Raw genomic sequence first — 15,025 nt, 5'->3', positions numbered from 1 at the left:
GCGTGGCTTTCCATCACCGGATATTCTTCGGTGACGCGGCAATGTGCGCCCGCGCCGTTTCCAGATGCCCGACCAGCAGGTCGAGCCGGTCGAGGGCCAGCAGCGCGCCGCGGGTGAGCGGCGCCGCCTTGGGACCGGGCACCGCCTCGGCGGCCCAGAAAACCAGCCCGAGAAGGTCGCGCAGGACTGCGGCCTCGTCCAGCGCATTGACGAGGGCGCCCCGCAGCAGGGGAAGGTCGGGGACCTGCTCAGACATCGGGTGACCCTCCCGTGCCGGGTCCGGGGGGCGGCGGCACGGACCGGGCCGATCCGCCATCACTGGCCGCAGGCGGCATCTCGCCATCCGTCACCGCCCTTGCTCCTGTCGCTGACGCCGTCGGCACCGGTGACGGGTGATCTCGATCGTCCCGCGACCCCTCGTCCGCCGTGATGGCCACCGCCGTCACCGGTTTCTCGAACGGATCGCCCTCGATCACCCGTTCCGCCTCGAGGCGGGCCGCCAGCGCGTCGAGGAGTGGCCGGCTCTCCTTCAGGAGCACCGTGGCGCGGCCATGGCCACGCTGGAGATGTGCCTCGACGCGGTCGCGCAGATGCGGGTCGGCCGCCAGCCGCGCCATCGGGTTCGCGTGCCAGGTCAGGCCACCGCCGAGGCCCCAGGACAGCTCCAGCTGCAGCGCGAGCCAGGTCGCCAGCGCAAGGTCGCTGCTGGCATCGCCGCCGGCGCCGGTGCCGGGGGCGCCGAGGACCAGCGCCTCGGCCGCGCGCCCTGCCAGACGGCATGTGATCCGCGCCTCCAGACCCGCACGGGTCGGGGTGCCGGCCTGCTCCTCGATGGCGACGAGGCCGCCGGTGGCGCCGATCCGCACCTCGGTGATGCGGCCGGCGAGAACTCCAGCCTGGCGCAGGCGGTGGAAGGCCACGGCATGGCCCGCCTCGTGAACCGCCATCCGGCGCATCAGGCCCGGCTCCTCGGGGCCGAGGCCCAGGGCGCCGGCAATGTCGACGGCGATGATCCTGCGGCCGGCGGCGCGGGCGAGGCTGCGGGCCTCGCGCAGGGCGGCATCGATCTCGGCCGGGCTGTGGCCGATGGCGCGGCGGGACAGATCGTCCAATGCCTCGGGGGGCAGCGCATCACCCAGTTGCCGGGTGAGCATCGCGTGCAGGGCCGCGCGGCCTGGCAGCGGGAGGGCCAGCGTTCGGTCGAGCCTGCCGGGACGGCGCAGGGCCGGGTCGATGGCGCCCGGGTCGTTCGTCGCGGCCAGCACCAGCACCCCCTCGAGACCCAGCACCCCGTCGAGCTGTTCCAGGAGCCCGGCGATGACCTGCGCGCGGTAGGTCGAGGCGTGCCGGTCATCCGAGCCGCGGCTGCCGGCGGCGTCCAGCTCGTCCAGGAACAGCACGCAGGGCGCGGCAGTCCGGGCGCGCGCGAAGGTGGCCCGCATCTCGCGCAGCAGATCGCCCAGATGCCCCGCGGCCTGCCAGTCGCCGAGCGAGGCCGCGATCAGCGGCAGCCCCGCCGATCCGGCGATGGCGCGGGCCAGCCAGGTCTTGCCGGTCCCCGGCGCACCATGGATCAGGAGCGAGCGGGTCATCTCGGTCCAGGCCACCCAGCCCGCGCGCCAGCCCGCCATGTCGGTGACGAGCCGCGTGGCCGCGTCGCGGACCGGTCCGTCCTCGAGGGACAGATCGTCCAGCGTCAGTGCCACGCTGCCGCACGCGGGCGCGCTGGCCGCGAGGCGGCGCAGCTCTGCGGTCCAGGCGGTTGGGTCCGGCGCGCGCAGCGCCAGGTGCCAGGCCTCGGCCTCCAGCCCGCGGAGCGCCGTGTCCGAAGGCAGGTCCGATGGTGGGACAGGCGCCGGCACCGCCGCGGGCAGGACACGACCGGCCGAGCGAGGACCGATCCCGCCGCGCGCGCCGCGGGTGCGGGCCGAGGCACCTGTCGCGCGGGCGCGCGCCGTGCCTGTCACCGCCAGATCCAGCACCGCCGCCACCGCCGCGCGGTCGGGCGGGCCGACATGCAGCAGCGGCGGCAGCAGGCGCGCCATGCGCCGGGGCAGCAGGTTCTCCCCGCCGAGGATCAGCAGATGCGGCATGTCCCCGCCCGCCAGCACCCCTTTCCAGAAGGACTGGATCGCCTCCGGGGGCTTGGCCTCCGAGGTGGAGGCGGACGCGGTCCCCGGAGGCGTCGCCGCGCAGGTCAGGGCGAGCGGGGCGCCGGGATGCTCCGCGGCGATCAGCGCCTGCACCAGGCGGGCCAGCTCTGGGGTCAGGCCCGCCGGACGGCAGGCCATGAGCGTGATCGCCCCGGGACGGAGCATCCGTGACAGGTCGGAAGCCTCGGGCAAGGCTTGGGCGAGCATCGCCAGTGCCAGCGCCATCAGCGGGCGCTGCGCGAGGGGCGGACGGGTCCCGGCAAACGAGATCTCCTCGTCGAGCGGCGTCATGGTCTCGAGATCGTCGATCTCGCCGATGCGCCCCTCGACCAGGGCGTCGAAGACGGCATCCGGCATCTCGGGCGGAGGCAGGGGTGCCGCATCGATGCGGCGGGCGGCGGTGTGGAAGCGGGTCAGCCAATCGGACATGGCGGGACCTCCCGTGATCGGGGGAAAGGGACGGGGTGGCGCCAGCACGAGCCTGTGCGCGCGCGCGCCCCGCGACGGGTTCAGGAAAGGGAGCCGGGTCTCAGCGGCCGGAGGATGCGTCGGTCCCGGGGTCCTCGGGCGGCGTCTCGTCCGCCGCGGTCGGGTCGGGTGCGGTCGGATCGGACGCCTCCAGCGTCACGGCCAGTGCGTCCAGCCGGACCTCGATCTCGGCCCGGAGCGCGGGACGGTAGATCTCGCGGGTGACGTTAAGCATGTCGGCGAACTCCGCCCGCGGGACGACCGTCTCCGGAAAGCCCCGGCGCAGATCGCCGTGCATCCGCTGCTCGGCCGCGCAGGCCGCGGCCCCGGTGGGGACCACCAGCTCGCGCAGGACCCGCACGCGGGCCTCGGGGGGCAGGCCCAGCTGATGGCGGTGCCGCTTCTCCGGATGGGCGGAGTAGCCCAGCTTCAGGAAGTGGCGATCCCCATGGCGCAGGTCCAGCAGGTAGATGCGGCTCTCCCGCGCGCTCCAGCCCTTGCCGCAGTCCGGGCAGTCGACCTGCCCCCAGTAGAGGTTCGCCCGGGCGATGCGCCGCTCGGCCCCGCAGGCATGGCGATAGAGATGGTAGTTCGGATTGCACTCGGGGTCCGCCCCGATCCGCGTCCAGCCGCGCCGCGCGGCGATGGCTGCCTCCTCCGCCGCGAAGCAGGTCTCGCAGCGCAGACCCGCCGTGCCCTCGGCCATGCGGCGGACATAGTCGAACTGGCGGCGCTGGTCGTGGCCGCAGCGGGCACGGTAGAGCCCGTAGGCGGTCTCTTCCGGGTCACGGCCCAGGTAGACCAGCGCCGCCCGGGCCGCGGTCTCCGCCCGGCGGGCCTCCAGGCAGGCATGGCAGATCGGCCGGCCCGCCATCAGCGTGAAGATCCGGCAGGTGAAGACACGCCCGCAGATCCGGCAGCGCAGCGCCAGGTGCAGCCGGTCGATGACCCGGTCGGCGATGTCGAAGCCCTTGGCCTCGGCGGCGGCGATCCAGCCGGGGGAGAGGGGGCCGGGATGGACCGCCAGGGACGCGCCGTCCACGAAGAGAGTGCCCGGGGTGCCCGGGGCGGCGGGAGCCGCAGGATCGGCGGTCGGGCAGAACGAGATCGTCGCCGGGTCGGATGCGGCGGAACGGGGTTTGCGGGGCATGGATGCCTCCAGATGCTGATTTATGGAAAACCCGCCCTCGCGCGACCCGTCCGCGCGAGGGATGTGCAAAGCGCACGCGTGCAGCATCGGACCGCCTAGGAAAGGCAGTGTCGCGGCAGACGGCAGCGCGGGTCAGGAAGGGGGAAGGGTCAGGCCGGGACCGGCGTCGCGACCGCGGCCATCTCCGGCTCGATCTCGTGGGGATCGAGATGGCAGGGCAGGGAGGCCATCTCCCCGACCGCCACGCGCATGCTGCGCAGCATCTGCCGGCACCGCCAGGCCACGGCGCCATGGCCCGGGCAGGCGAAGAGACCGGGCGCCTGGTCCAGGACCTGCCGGGCCTCGCGGAACTCGGCATTCGTGCCGGCCTGCATCAGCAGGTAGCAGATCAGCGCCATATGCCGCAGGGGCCGGTCCTCGAGGCGCATCACCGTGGCGCTGCGGATGCTGTCGATCCGGGCGAGGACGCCGGCGCGGGCCGCTTCGGCCTCACAGAGCGACGCGGCGAAGCCCGGGTCCCGGCTATCAGCCGCGCTGATGTCGCGCTCGGCCTCGACATGGGCCGCAAGCGCCGCCAGAAGCCCCGAGAAGGCGCGCGAGATCGGCGTGTGGGTGAAGTGGCGCGATGCCGGTTCCGTCACGCCGACAGGCGTGGTAAGGCTGCAATTAGCCATCGTTGATCCTTTCTCGATCTTCATGGTTAGGGCGGACAGGAGGGTAGGATCTCTTGTCTTCGCCCGACCAATATGTGATTATGCCATCACGATGTCAACATCAAAATGGTAATAACAATGGCTCCGCCAAAAAAAGATACAGAGGCGCTCACATTGCGGCTCTCGCGATCAATGATAGACGCGATTGATGAGCGTCGACGGCTTGAAGCTGATATCCCTACACGTCCGGAGATGATCCGTAGAGTGCTAGAAAAGTGGCTGCAGATTGACACGGAACAGCAATAACCTGTGCCTTTTGGAGGCGCACTACGTGAATTGTGATGCGGCGCATCTGGAGCATGATAGGCGGCGCTACCCAATAGTTTGACCTGCGGTCCGCCTCGATATCGAATTTTCCTCAGCGACGAGCGCCCGGAACGCGCTTTCCCCGATGATCTGGATCGGGTGGCCCGCTTCCCGCATCTCTTCGGCCTTGCGGTGCTTGCTGCTCTTATCGTGACCGGCCAGGACGGTCAGGTCCTGATTACCGACCACCAGATGCGTGGTCTGCTTGGTCACCCCGGCCCGCACGCACATTCCGACCTGCGCGGCCAGCATGGCGGCCTCGGTCCGCGACATCTGCAGAGCGCCCGTGAAGACCACGACGGAACCCGCCAGCGCACCCGCAGGGTCGCCCTCCAGGGTCATCTTGGCGGCGACAGTCTTGCGTGGTTGGGGCTTCAGCAGATCCTCGAAGGGCAGCCCCAGCTGGCGCTCGGCATGAAGCACGACCATCGCCGCCGCCCGCGCATCCTCGCCCGCGTCGTGGTGGTGGAAGTCCAGCTTCAGCCTCTTCTTGAGGTTCGCCAGCCCATGCCCGCCATTCCCCTTCAGCTCGGGCCAGGCCCGCCGGGCGATCGTCACGCTGTCCGTCCATCGCCAATCCGGCACCTCCATCCCGCAGCTGCGGCAGGCGGCCGTGACGGCCTGCCGGTCGAAGTTGCTGTGCTGGACGAGGGCATGGGGGTTCAGGATCGGCGTCAGCATCCCGATGGCCTCGTTGAAGCAGGGTGCATCGGCGACATGGTCGGGGCTTATCCCGTGCAGCCGGATGTTGAACGGATCGAAGCGCATGCGCGGATTGACCAGCATCGAGAAGGTCTCGATCCCGTCATCGGGCTGCACGCAGGCGATGCCGATCTGGCAGATGCTGGCCGCGTCGCTGCAGGCGGTCTCGACGTCGATCGCGATGAACCGGAAGTGACCGGTTGGGATCCCGGCCGCATGGCCAAAGTTGGGCCTGTCCGGCGCGGGGGCGGGCATCGGCGCCAAGGGTTCGGCATCGCGACGGGGATCGGGCTGCTTGGGGCAGGGACGGTCGAACAACCAACTGAACACGGACACTGAAACACTCTCCCTCAAAACCCGGCATCACAAGGCCGAAGCGAAATGACTCCGGCACGAGCAACCATAGCATCGAAGATCAGCTTCGTGGATCGCTTCTTGTCTGGCGGCGAAGAGGCGCGGTAATCTTCGTGCATGACCCTCAGCCAGACCCAGATCATCCGTTCCCTCGCCGATGCGCTTCAGTGGTTCGAGAAGGAACTCGCCTGGGGCGCGCCTGTCGCCGAGCTGCGGCACCTGACGGGCCGCATCGGCGAGCTTTATGCGGCGATGATCACCCGCGGGCAGATGGCGCTGTCGGTGAACCAGGTCGGCTATGACGTCGTCTCGGCCGAGGGCGAACGGATTACGGTCAAGACCTTCACATCCTCGACCCGGATCAACTTCAACCCCGCGACGCTGCACGCCGCCTCGAGGGTGATGATCCTGCAGATCGTGATCGACGAGGGCGAGCCCTCGATCCGCGAGGTGCTGGACTGCCCGGTCGAGGCGTTGCAGCCGATGCTTCGCACCTTGGAGGGCAGCACCTACCTGCCGGTGAACCGGATCCTGGCATCGACCCGCGTCGCAAGGCCGGTGGGCGACCTGAAGGAGGTCGCGCGTGCGGCATGGCGCGGCTACGAGGTTGCCCAGCTCGAGAACGGCACGATCCTCGTGCGCGAGGATGGCGCGCTGCTGCCCATGGCCAAGCCAGCTCTGCGAATCATCGCCCGGGAGATCGGCGTCGATCCGATGGGTGCGACAAGCAACCCCAAGAACACCCGGCGCCTGGGCGCGGACATCATCGCGGCGCTGGGTTAGGCCGGGATGAGGGGGGGGGCGGTGTGAGCAGTGTGCCTCAGGTTCCACACGGGAGGTCCGCGAGGCAGTCGTGTAGCGGATGAATGATCAGCTGATGGCAAACAGCTCCTTCAGCCGATCAACCGTCCAACGCCATTTAGGCGTCACGGGCTTGCAGACGGTGTTCTGGTTTCCGAACATCCCCACTTCCTGAATTGCCTGCGTCGGCTGAAGCGCCTTTTCCCAAGTCACCGGCACGAAATACTCGGCCCGCTCTTCGTCATCGACATATTCGCGATGATAGCCGCCTTTCAGAACCTCCAATGCGGGCCGATCGCCGATCAGGAAATCCTTCGCCTGAACCCGTGGCCCTGTGACGCGTCCGACTCCCACAAAACCCGCGCCCGGGATCTTAGCCCAAACCCGGTCTCCCGGGGACAGCATCCTCAGCGAGTTGCTATACCAGCTCCCGCCACCTCCTGAAACGAAGCCATGCGCGACGGCCTCGTCCCAGATCCGGCTCGGACCGGCACCGAAGCTGACATAATACTCGCCGTTCCATGGCTCCTTCTCACCGCGCGTCGTGGCATTTGCGGCATGGACCTGGACCTCGCCGGGATCGATAAGCCATGCACGGCTCAGTAGCTGCTGATCGCCATGGTTGAAGACTTGGAAGAACAGCACGTTGATCGCCAGCCCGCGATTGTTCAGATAATTCACGATGCGTTCGCTGCTCGCGTCAAGGCTCGCCGCGACGATGACGATCTGGTGGCTCTCGTTCAGCGCGTCCTCATCCAGAGGCTGCCCGAAGCGCAGGCGAAAATCTGTGGACAGGCTGCTTCCGGGCCTGAAACGGCCGTAGATCGCGGCAATGTTCTCGGTGTCCTGCCGCTCAACCCAAGAGGCGTAATCCAGTGCCTGTGCCACGACCTCTCGGGGTGTGCGGTCGCGTTTCAGCTCCACAAGAACCAGCGATCCGTCAGGCGCGATCGCCAATAGGTCCAGGCGCCCCCCGAAGCCTGTATCGACCTGCCGCCCGATCAGCATCCACTCCGAGGAGAGGATACGCGGCTGCGCCACGATCATGTCTTCCAGCATCTGCTCCGAGGGCAGGATGCCCTGTGGAACCTCGGTCGGGCTTTGGCCGACAGTCCAGACAGCATGAGATATGGGCATCTGCGTTCCCTTTACGAATGGCGAAACTTCGCCAGGACATCCCACGGCGTTATCATGCGCTGAAGAGGCTCATGGCGATTACCGGATGCGGTTACGAAAACAGCGCCGACTCGCGTCTTGTTGTTTCTAACCGTGCTGAACATCTTGGCGATGTTCTCCTGCGGGGTTCGAGGCGCGACGAAATCGAATGTCTCTGTATGGTTTGCTCCCAGCCTGCAACTCTCCATAAGCTCCGAGACCGTCATGTCTCGGCCGATTAGGGTGATATCCTCTGCCCAGAGGTGGGCAAATACGGCAGCCTCATTGAAAACGCCGATCACCCGGTCGTCCTCATCCAGAATTGGAAGGTGACTGAAGCCGTCCCTCAGAATTTTTCCCGCCAGATCACCGATCTTGTCGTCCGGCGAGGCGACTGACAGTTGACCCCGGGGCACCCCGAGCGTTCCGGCGCGAGGTGGATTTTGTAATTGGTTCAGAAGATCTTCGACTTCGGCCAGAAAGCTCTCGGTGATCGAAACCGCAGGTTGGGTCGATTTGTGTTGCGGGTGTTGAAGAAGGTTACGGATATCACGGATGTATCTCAGGCGCTGAAGGTTCCGGTATACAACGCCCGTGGCCTTGGCGGCTCTGTCCAGTTCAAGTCTTTCGGAATCTTCCGCGCGAGCCGCTTTGTTGATTTCGGTTTTCAGAGCTTCGAAAATGCGAATGAACCTAGTGGTGCTGGTATCCATATCACTCCCCAAGGCCGCTGGGTCGGTCTGCCGTCTTGCTGTTGTCTGATGGATCCTTTGCCCCATGTCACGCCGCCTGAGAGCCCCCTGCGAGTGCCGCATGAAGGGTAGCCTCCAGCAGGCGCGAGCGGGTGGTGGTGGCGGTGATGAGGCTGGCTTCCAGCTGATCGCAGAGCGCCATCAGGGTATCTACCTTGGCCACGATGCGGTGTTGCTCGGCGAGGGGCGGAAGGGGGATCGCCATTGATCGAATAACGCCCATTCCCAAATCAGGCACTCCAACACTCTGCACGCCGTTGTGTGCATGGCTGAGGACAAGCTCCGAAGTCATCGAAAGCCGCAAGAACCTCATCGACAGGTCATATGCGGAGACTGGGTTTATAACGCAGACCGCATGCGAAATGCCATAATCTCGTTCCGGCTTGAGGGGGCGAGTTTTGCCAATCGTTCCAATCCGTGAGAATCCGAAAGCACCGTCTAATATCGAAAATCGTTGTGTCTGTTCTTCAATAGTCTGCTCTGTGACCCGTTTTCCGATTGTATAGTTAATGCCATCGCAATCTGCAAAATTTTGCGAAGAAATAAACGGAAAGCCGCCCTCAGAGACATACTGCGGCATTCGGTGAGATGGGTTCGGATCGACAATGTCGCAGATTTGAACGAGCGGGCACCAAAGCCACCCGTTTGGAGGCCGAAACATCGGCGACTTGATTTCCGGAATCTTCTTCACTCTTAGGATAGCGTTCCGTGACTCAAGTGCCTTTCGTTCGATCAGCAGCCGCTTCAGCAACTCCGCCGCTGGTTCGTCGTTTGGATCCTGCTCCACCAGTTTCCCCCGCACGGCGAGGTTCAGGATGGTTTGGCGGAGGGTTTTGATCTGGTCGGGGCGGGTGGTGAGGGTGGGGAGGGTTTGCAGGGCAAAGCGGGCGTGGGTCGGGAAGGTTTCAGCGTCGGTCTCGGGGGTGGTCAGGCGGGATAGGGTGACGGCGGTCAGCCGATCCCGCACCGCCTCTCGCCCCGCCCGCGCCGCCTCCAGCCTGTCACACAACGCCATGAGTTCATCGACCTTGGCTACGATCCGCTGCTGCTCGGCGAGGGGTGGGAGGGCAATTTTGATCCCGTTCACCTGCTTTGCGGATAGATGTTTGACCGTGGTTTGCGAAGTCTTTCCATGCAAGTGGCTTAGGATGAACTGAAGCGGCAACGCGACGTAGTCCGGCAAGGCCTCAGCAGACCAGTTGCGCATCCGCATGACCCGCTGGTTCAAAAGTGCGTCGTCGCCAGCCCACTTGCGCACGTTGAAGTCACCATCCATCCCGACAAGAAAATCGCTCTTCTTGACGACATAGAATGGGTCAAAGGCCCCATCGAAGTAGGCAACCGTGTCAGAGCTTGAGATGTCGCGTATTCGAATTAGCGGCACGCCTTGCTTTCTGTCGTTGAAGCGCGCGGAATCGAATGCAAAACCGTAGGACACCTCGGCGATCTCGATTAACCGAACCCATGACCAGACTTTCGGGCAATCAAAAGGCAGTGTTGACCGATCAATTGCAGAGAAACTCTTCGGTTCCTTGAAATCGCCCGCTTTGATCCTGTCGCGGGTTCTCTTGGCGATTCGCTTCAGCAACTCCGCCGCTGGTTCGTCACTCGGGTCCTGCTCCACCAGCTTCCCGCGCACGGCCAGATCCAGCACGAAGCGGCGCAGCCGAGGAATGGCGTCCTCGGCATCGGCCACGCGGTCATAGAGAGCGACCAAGCGGTCGGCGGTGAACGTCCCGTCTTTCATCGTGCCAGCGCCTCCGTCAGGATCGCCTTCAGCCGATCGCGCAAGGTCGCCGTCTGCGCCTCGGCGGCGTTCAGATCGGCCAGCAGGGTGTCAGGGTCGCCGTGATCATCGGCGACGGTATGGGGGTTCTTGATATCCAGGTTGTAGCCGCGGGCCTGGACCTCCTCTGCCGAGACCTTCCATGCCTGCGGGCCTTCCTCGCGCCCCTTACGCGCAGCTCCGCCCCACCATGCGGCGCAGTCGGCCAGATGATCCAGCCGGATCGGCTTGGTCATCGAATAGGCCTTCTGCCCCTCGGGCACGCGGTGTTCCCAATACCAGATATCTTGCGTGGGCTGGCCCTTTTCAAAGAACAGCAGATTGGTGCCGATGGAGGCATAGGGTTTGAAGACCGAGTTCGGCAGCCGCACGATGGTGTGCAGGTTGCACTCCTCCATCAGGTGTTCCTTGAGCCGGGTCTTGATCCCCTCGCCGAACAGTGACCCGTCGGGCAGCACCACGGCGGCGCGGCCACCGGATTTCAGCAGGCGGATGATCAGGGCGAGGAACAGATCGGCGGTTTCGCGGGTGCGGAAGGTGGGGAAGTTGCCCTCAATCCCGTCCTCCTCCTTGCCGCCGAAGGGCGGGTTGGTCAGGATGATGTCCACACGCTCGTCCTTCGTCCAGCTGGTCAGCGGACGGGCGAGGGTGTTGTCATGGCGAACGAAGCCAGGCTCTTCGACGCCGTTCAGCAGCATGTTCGTGACGCAGAGCATGTGGGGCAGGGGCTTCTTTTCCACCGCCCGCAGAGACGCCTGCATCAGCGCCTCATGTTCGGGGCGCTTGACGTGATGCTCGCGCATGTGGCGCATCGCGCATGTCAGGAAGCCGCCGGTGCCGCAGGCGGGGTCGAACAAGAACTCGCCCGGCTTGGGGTCCATCTGCTGGACCATGAAGGCGGTGACGGCGCGAGGGGTGTAGTATTCGCCCGCGTTGCCCGCGTTCTGCAGGTCGTTCAGAAGCTGTTCGTAGATGTCGCCGAAATGCTGGCGTTCGGTCAGGTTGTTGAAATCCACCTCGTTGATCTTGTTGATCATCTGCCGCATCAGTTGGCCGGATTTCATGTAGTTGTAGGTATCTTCGAAGACGTCACGCACGACCTTGGCGCGGGGACCTGCCGCGGTAGGCAGTGCCTTGAGGCGGTGGAAAAGGGTGAGGTTGACGAAATCAAGCAGTGCGTCGCCCGTGATCCCCTCTGGGTCTGCTGCCCAGCTGCGCCATTGTAGATCAGACGGAATGGGCGAGACATAGCCGTCCTTGGTCAGCTCGAGTTCCTGATCCTGGTCGTCGATGATCTTGAGGAAGAACATCCAGACAAGCTGGCTGAGGCGCTGGGCGTCGCCGTCAACGCCAGTGTCCTTGCGCATAATGTCCTGGATGGATTTAACGAGGGTGCGGACAGACATTGCTTACGCGCTTTCTTCGTAGATGGCAGATTGCAGGTCACGGACGGCCTGTTCAAAGCCGGGTTTTCCTCCGAAAGCCCCGATCAGTTCAAGCACGCTTCCCATGCCGCTGAAGGGGGCGATCTTCAATACGCCGAGGTCATCAAGATTTATGACCCCTTCATCAGCGTATTTCTCGAGAAGTGCTTCAAGAACTGCACGCGCCTGCGGGCCGAATTTGTTAAAAACGCCCCGCTTCTTGACGTTCGCGGCACGCTCCTGTCGCGTCAGAGGCTTTGCATCGAAGGCAATGTGGCAGATCAGATCAAAGGGATCGAGATCGGTTCCAAGCTCGGCCGCGATCATATCGAGCGGAAGGCCCTCGGCTTCCAGTTCCTTGACGACCGCGTCCTTGCGCTGTTCGCTGTTCCAGCGTCTGAGGAAAGATTCCAGGCTTGCGAACTGCTTCTGCAGCGCCTTGCGCGTATAGTCCCTGAGCGACTCTGTGACCAGCTTGCCGCTTTCATCAAGGTATTCGACACGTTCGGCCACGATTTGCGCCCCAACACCATCCACGTAGATCTTGCGGATTGGGTTCCCGGATCCCCCTCCCCCTGTAGTTGTGCCCGTGGGGTCAGTCAGAACAGTCTCATCATCGCCCGGCTGTGGGGGCATAGGATTGCCATCATCATCCGATTGCGGGGCGTCGTCCGGGGGTGTTATTGGATCATCCGGGCCAGGCTGGTAGATTTGCACCGGCTCGCCATCGAACTCCGGATCCGCAAAATGGCTGGTCGAGCCACGAAAGTCCATCACCGTGAAGTAGAGCTTCTGAGTATCCTCATGCACCCGGGTGCCACGACCAACGATCTGCTTGAACTCGGTCATGGACCCGACCTCGCGATCAAGGACAATCAAGCGGCAGGTTTGGGCGTCGACTCCGGTGGAAAGCAGGCGTGAGGTGGTCACGATGACTGGATAGGTGGCTTCGGGATCAATAAAGTTGCCCAGTTGATCCAAGCCGTCCCGGTCGTTCCCGGTGATGCGCATGACGTAGCGGTGGTTCTGGGCAACAAGATCGGCGTTCTCATTGATCACCGCCTGCCGCATCCGCAGCGCGTGTTCCTGATCGACGCAGAAAACGATCGTCTTTGCCATCCGGTCCCCGCTCTCCTTCAGGAACTCGGTAACTTTCCGGGCGACAAGCTTCGTGCGATCATCAAGCACCAAGGTCCGATCGAAATCTTTAGTGTTGTAGATGCGATCCTCGACCTCTTCTCCGTCGCGGTCCACTTGACCTTGGACCGGGCGATAGCCTTGGACATCACGGTCGATATGAACCTTGATCACCTTGTAAGGGGCAAGAAAGCCGTCGCGGATGCCCTGCTTCAACGAATAGCTATAAACAGGCGCTCCAAAGTAGTCGATGTTCGAGGCGTATGTAGTCTCTTTCGGTGTCGCCGTCAGGCCAATCTGGGTCGCGGATGAAAAGTGGTCGAGAATTTCTCGCCAGGCCGAATCCTCGGCGGCGCTGCCCCTGTGGCATTCGTCAATCACGATCAGATCGAAGAAGTCGGGAGAGAATTCTCTATATAGCTTTTGGCTTTCGTCCGGCCCCGTGATGGCCTGATAGAGGCCCAGATAGATCTCATAGGACGCGTCGATTCGACGTTTCTTGTCTAAGGCCAAGGTCACTTCGGCGGCAGTCCCATCCGCACGCTCGATCGTCTTCGATTGCGTCGACAGCTTTGCCATCCTGCCAGCAAACGGTCGAAAATCATTCACCATGGTCTGATCGACGAGAACATTTCGATCAGCGAGAAACAGGATGCGCTTTTTCTGACCCGCCTTCCATAAACGCCAGATGATCTGAAAGGCTGTGTAGGTTTTTCCTGTCCCCGTCGCCATCACAAGAAGCAGCCTGTCCTGGCCCTTTGCAATGGCCTCGACCGCGGCATTCACGGCATTCACTTGATAGTATCTTGGCGCCTTTCCGCTGCCGTCGTCATGATAGTCCTGCAAGGCAATTTGTGCGGCTACGTCTGAAAGACCTTTCCAGGTCCGGTAACGCGCCCACAGTTCGTCTGGACTCGGAAATTCATCGAGGCTGAGTGCCGACTCCGGCGGCGAGGTCATGCCGGTTCGATCGTGAAAAATGAAGCCGTCGCCGTTCGAAGAGAAAACGAAGGGGATGTCCAACGTCTCGGCATAATCCAAGGCCTGCTGCATTCCGGCCGATACCGGCAGGCTGTTCACCTTGGCCTCAATGATTGCGATCGGGATGTTAGGTTTCACGGAAAGGATATAGTCGGCCCGTTTCCCTTTCCCCCGGCTGACAAGCCGGCCTCGCACGATGATCCGGCCCTTTGTAAAGCTGACCTCTTCCCGGATCTGCGTGACCTCGCACCATCCGGCATGTCGAAGCGATGGGGTGATGAACTTGGTGCAAATATCACGTTCGCTCAGCGAGCCTTTGTGCATCGGATTGTGTCCTTCGTGATGCGCCGTGTATGAAATGTCGTCCAGCAATGGCATTGAAGCGTATGCGGAACAGGTCGATCATGACAATGAAGATCGAACGCCATGAGCGTGATGCTTGGACGAGCCGAGGTGATCCGTCGGAACCTTTGCGATCAAGGATGGGGCTTCCGGGCATGCTCGGCGCAAGAGTCTTGCGGTCTCGCCGTAATCGCTGTCAGAAGCGAGACTCGTGCCAGATGATCATCCGCGGAACCTCCGCGGGCAGGTGATGAGCCAAGGTCCAGACGAGTGTCTCGTCGCCGCCTCGCCGGGTATGGGTCGGTCGCCACAAGGGTAATCCTCCCCATGGTTAAGGGGGTTTATTCGTAGAATTTTCTCGTAGCGTGAGCTGAGGAGATTCGAATGAGAAATACCCGATTTACCGAGCCGCAGATCATGGCTGTGCTGCGCCAGGCCGAAGGCGGCGTTGCGGTGCCGGAGCTGTGCCGAGAGCATGGGATCAGCAGCGCGAGCTTTTACAAATGGCGGGCGAAGTATGGCGGTATGGATGCGTCCATGATGAGCCAGAGTGAGCGGTGAACGCCACCGGTTCGAGAGAACCGCGAACGGCGCTGGAGGATGAGAACCGGCGGCTGAAGCGCATGTTCGCGGACCTGAGCATGCAGGCCGACCTGCTCAAGGAAGCTTTGGGAAAAAAGTGACGCGGCCAGCTCAACGCCGCGAGTTGGCCGCGAGGGCGGTGGCGACGAAGGGGGTCAGCATTGCGCTGGCCTGCCGCACATTTGGGGTCAGCGAGACCTGCTTTCGTTACAGCCCGAA

11 protein-coding genes and 1 pseudogene are annotated in these 15,025 nt (G+C 63.8%); 2 read left to right on the top strand and 10 right to left on the bottom strand.

All coding sequences use genetic code 11. The features are described from left to right. Positions 1–13 precede the first annotated feature (13 nt). From FA740_RS15755 to FA740_RS15730, 5 genes are all read right to left on the bottom strand, one after another. Complete coding sequence (locus FA740_RS15755) at positions 14–256, bottom strand: hypothetical protein (RefSeq protein WP_136857788.1); 243 nt, start codon at positions 254–256, stop codon at positions 14–16. Continuing rightward, positions 249–2,582 (bottom strand): AAA family ATPase, encoded by a 2,334-nt coding sequence (locus tag FA740_RS15750; protein WP_136857787.1) that lies wholly within the window; start codon positions 2,580–2,582, stop codon positions 249–251. Before FA740_RS15750 ends, FA740_RS15755 begins: the two co-directional genes overlap by 8 nt. Positions 2,583–2,682: 100 nt before the next feature. Further along, on the bottom strand, positions 2,683–3,840 hold the full coding sequence (locus FA740_RS19775) for a hypothetical protein (RefSeq protein WP_169306330.1): 1,158 nt from the start codon (positions 3,838–3,840) through the stop codon (positions 2,683–2,685). A gap of 80 nt (positions 3,841–3,920) precedes the next feature. Beyond that, positions 3,921–4,469, bottom strand: a complete 549-nt coding sequence (locus FA740_RS15740) for a hypothetical protein (RefSeq protein WP_136857786.1) — start codon at positions 4,467–4,469, stop codon at positions 3,921–3,923. Positions 4,470–4,796: 327 nt separating this feature from the next. Continuing rightward, a complete protein-coding gene (locus tag FA740_RS15730; protein ID WP_246053675.1) occupies positions 4,797–5,822 on the bottom strand; it encodes an exonuclease domain-containing protein in 1,026 nt (341 codons plus the stop codon). A 141-nt stretch (positions 5,823–5,963) separates the two neighbouring features. Between FA740_RS15730 and FA740_RS15725 the strand changes: the two genes are divergently transcribed. Beyond that, the gene (locus tag FA740_RS15725) at positions 5,964–6,629 is read left to right on the top strand and encodes a DUF6998 domain-containing protein (protein ID WP_136857784.1); all 666 of its coding nucleotides are present in this window, start codon (positions 5,964–5,966) and stop codon (positions 6,627–6,629) included. A gap of 87 nt (positions 6,630–6,716) precedes the next feature. Here the strand turns inward: FA740_RS15725 and FA740_RS15720 are convergent, their stop codons facing one another. From FA740_RS15720 to hsdR, 5 genes are all read right to left on the bottom strand, one after another. Beyond that, complete coding sequence (locus FA740_RS15720; RefSeq protein ID WP_136857783.1) at positions 6,717–7,784, bottom strand: PDDEXK family nuclease; 1,068 nt, start codon at positions 7,782–7,784, stop codon at positions 6,717–6,719. A gap of 11 nt (positions 7,785–7,795) precedes the next feature. Continuing rightward, the gene (locus FA740_RS15715; protein WP_169306329.1) at positions 7,796–8,515 is read right to left on the bottom strand and encodes a CBS domain-containing protein; all 720 of its coding nucleotides are present in this window, start codon (positions 8,513–8,515) and stop codon (positions 7,796–7,798) included. Positions 8,516–8,582: 67 nt separating this feature from the next. Continuing rightward, complete coding sequence (locus FA740_RS20365; protein WP_136857781.1) at positions 8,583–10,301, bottom strand: restriction endonuclease subunit S; 1,719 nt, start codon at positions 10,299–10,301, stop codon at positions 8,583–8,585. Then, positions 10,298–11,746 (bottom strand): class I SAM-dependent DNA methyltransferase, encoded by a 1,449-nt coding sequence (locus FA740_RS15705; protein WP_136857780.1) that lies wholly within the window; start codon positions 11,744–11,746, stop codon positions 10,298–10,300. The genes FA740_RS20365 and FA740_RS15705 overlap by 4 nt, the downstream gene beginning before the upstream one ends. Positions 11,747–11,749: 3 nt before the next feature. Then, the gene (gene hsdR, locus FA740_RS15700; protein ID WP_136857806.1) at positions 11,750–14,206 is read right to left on the bottom strand and encodes an EcoAI/FtnUII family type I restriction enzme subunit R; all 2,457 of its coding nucleotides are present in this window, start codon (positions 14,204–14,206) and stop codon (positions 11,750–11,752) included. Positions 14,207–14,608: 402 nt separating this feature from the next. On the opposite strand from hsdR, the pseudogene FA740_RS15695 reads away from it, so the two are divergent. Continuing rightward, positions 14,609–15,025: pseudogene (locus tag FA740_RS15695) on the top strand (transposase); the annotation flags it as partial.

The sequence above is a fragment of the Paracoccus hibiscisoli genome, from assembly GCF_005048265.1.
Lineage (GTDB): Bacteria > Pseudomonadota > Alphaproteobacteria > Rhodobacterales > Rhodobacteraceae > Paracoccus > Paracoccus hibiscisoli.
The sequence above is the reverse complement of the archived record's forward strand: the minus strand, read 5'-3'. Positions and strand labels throughout refer to the sequence as shown.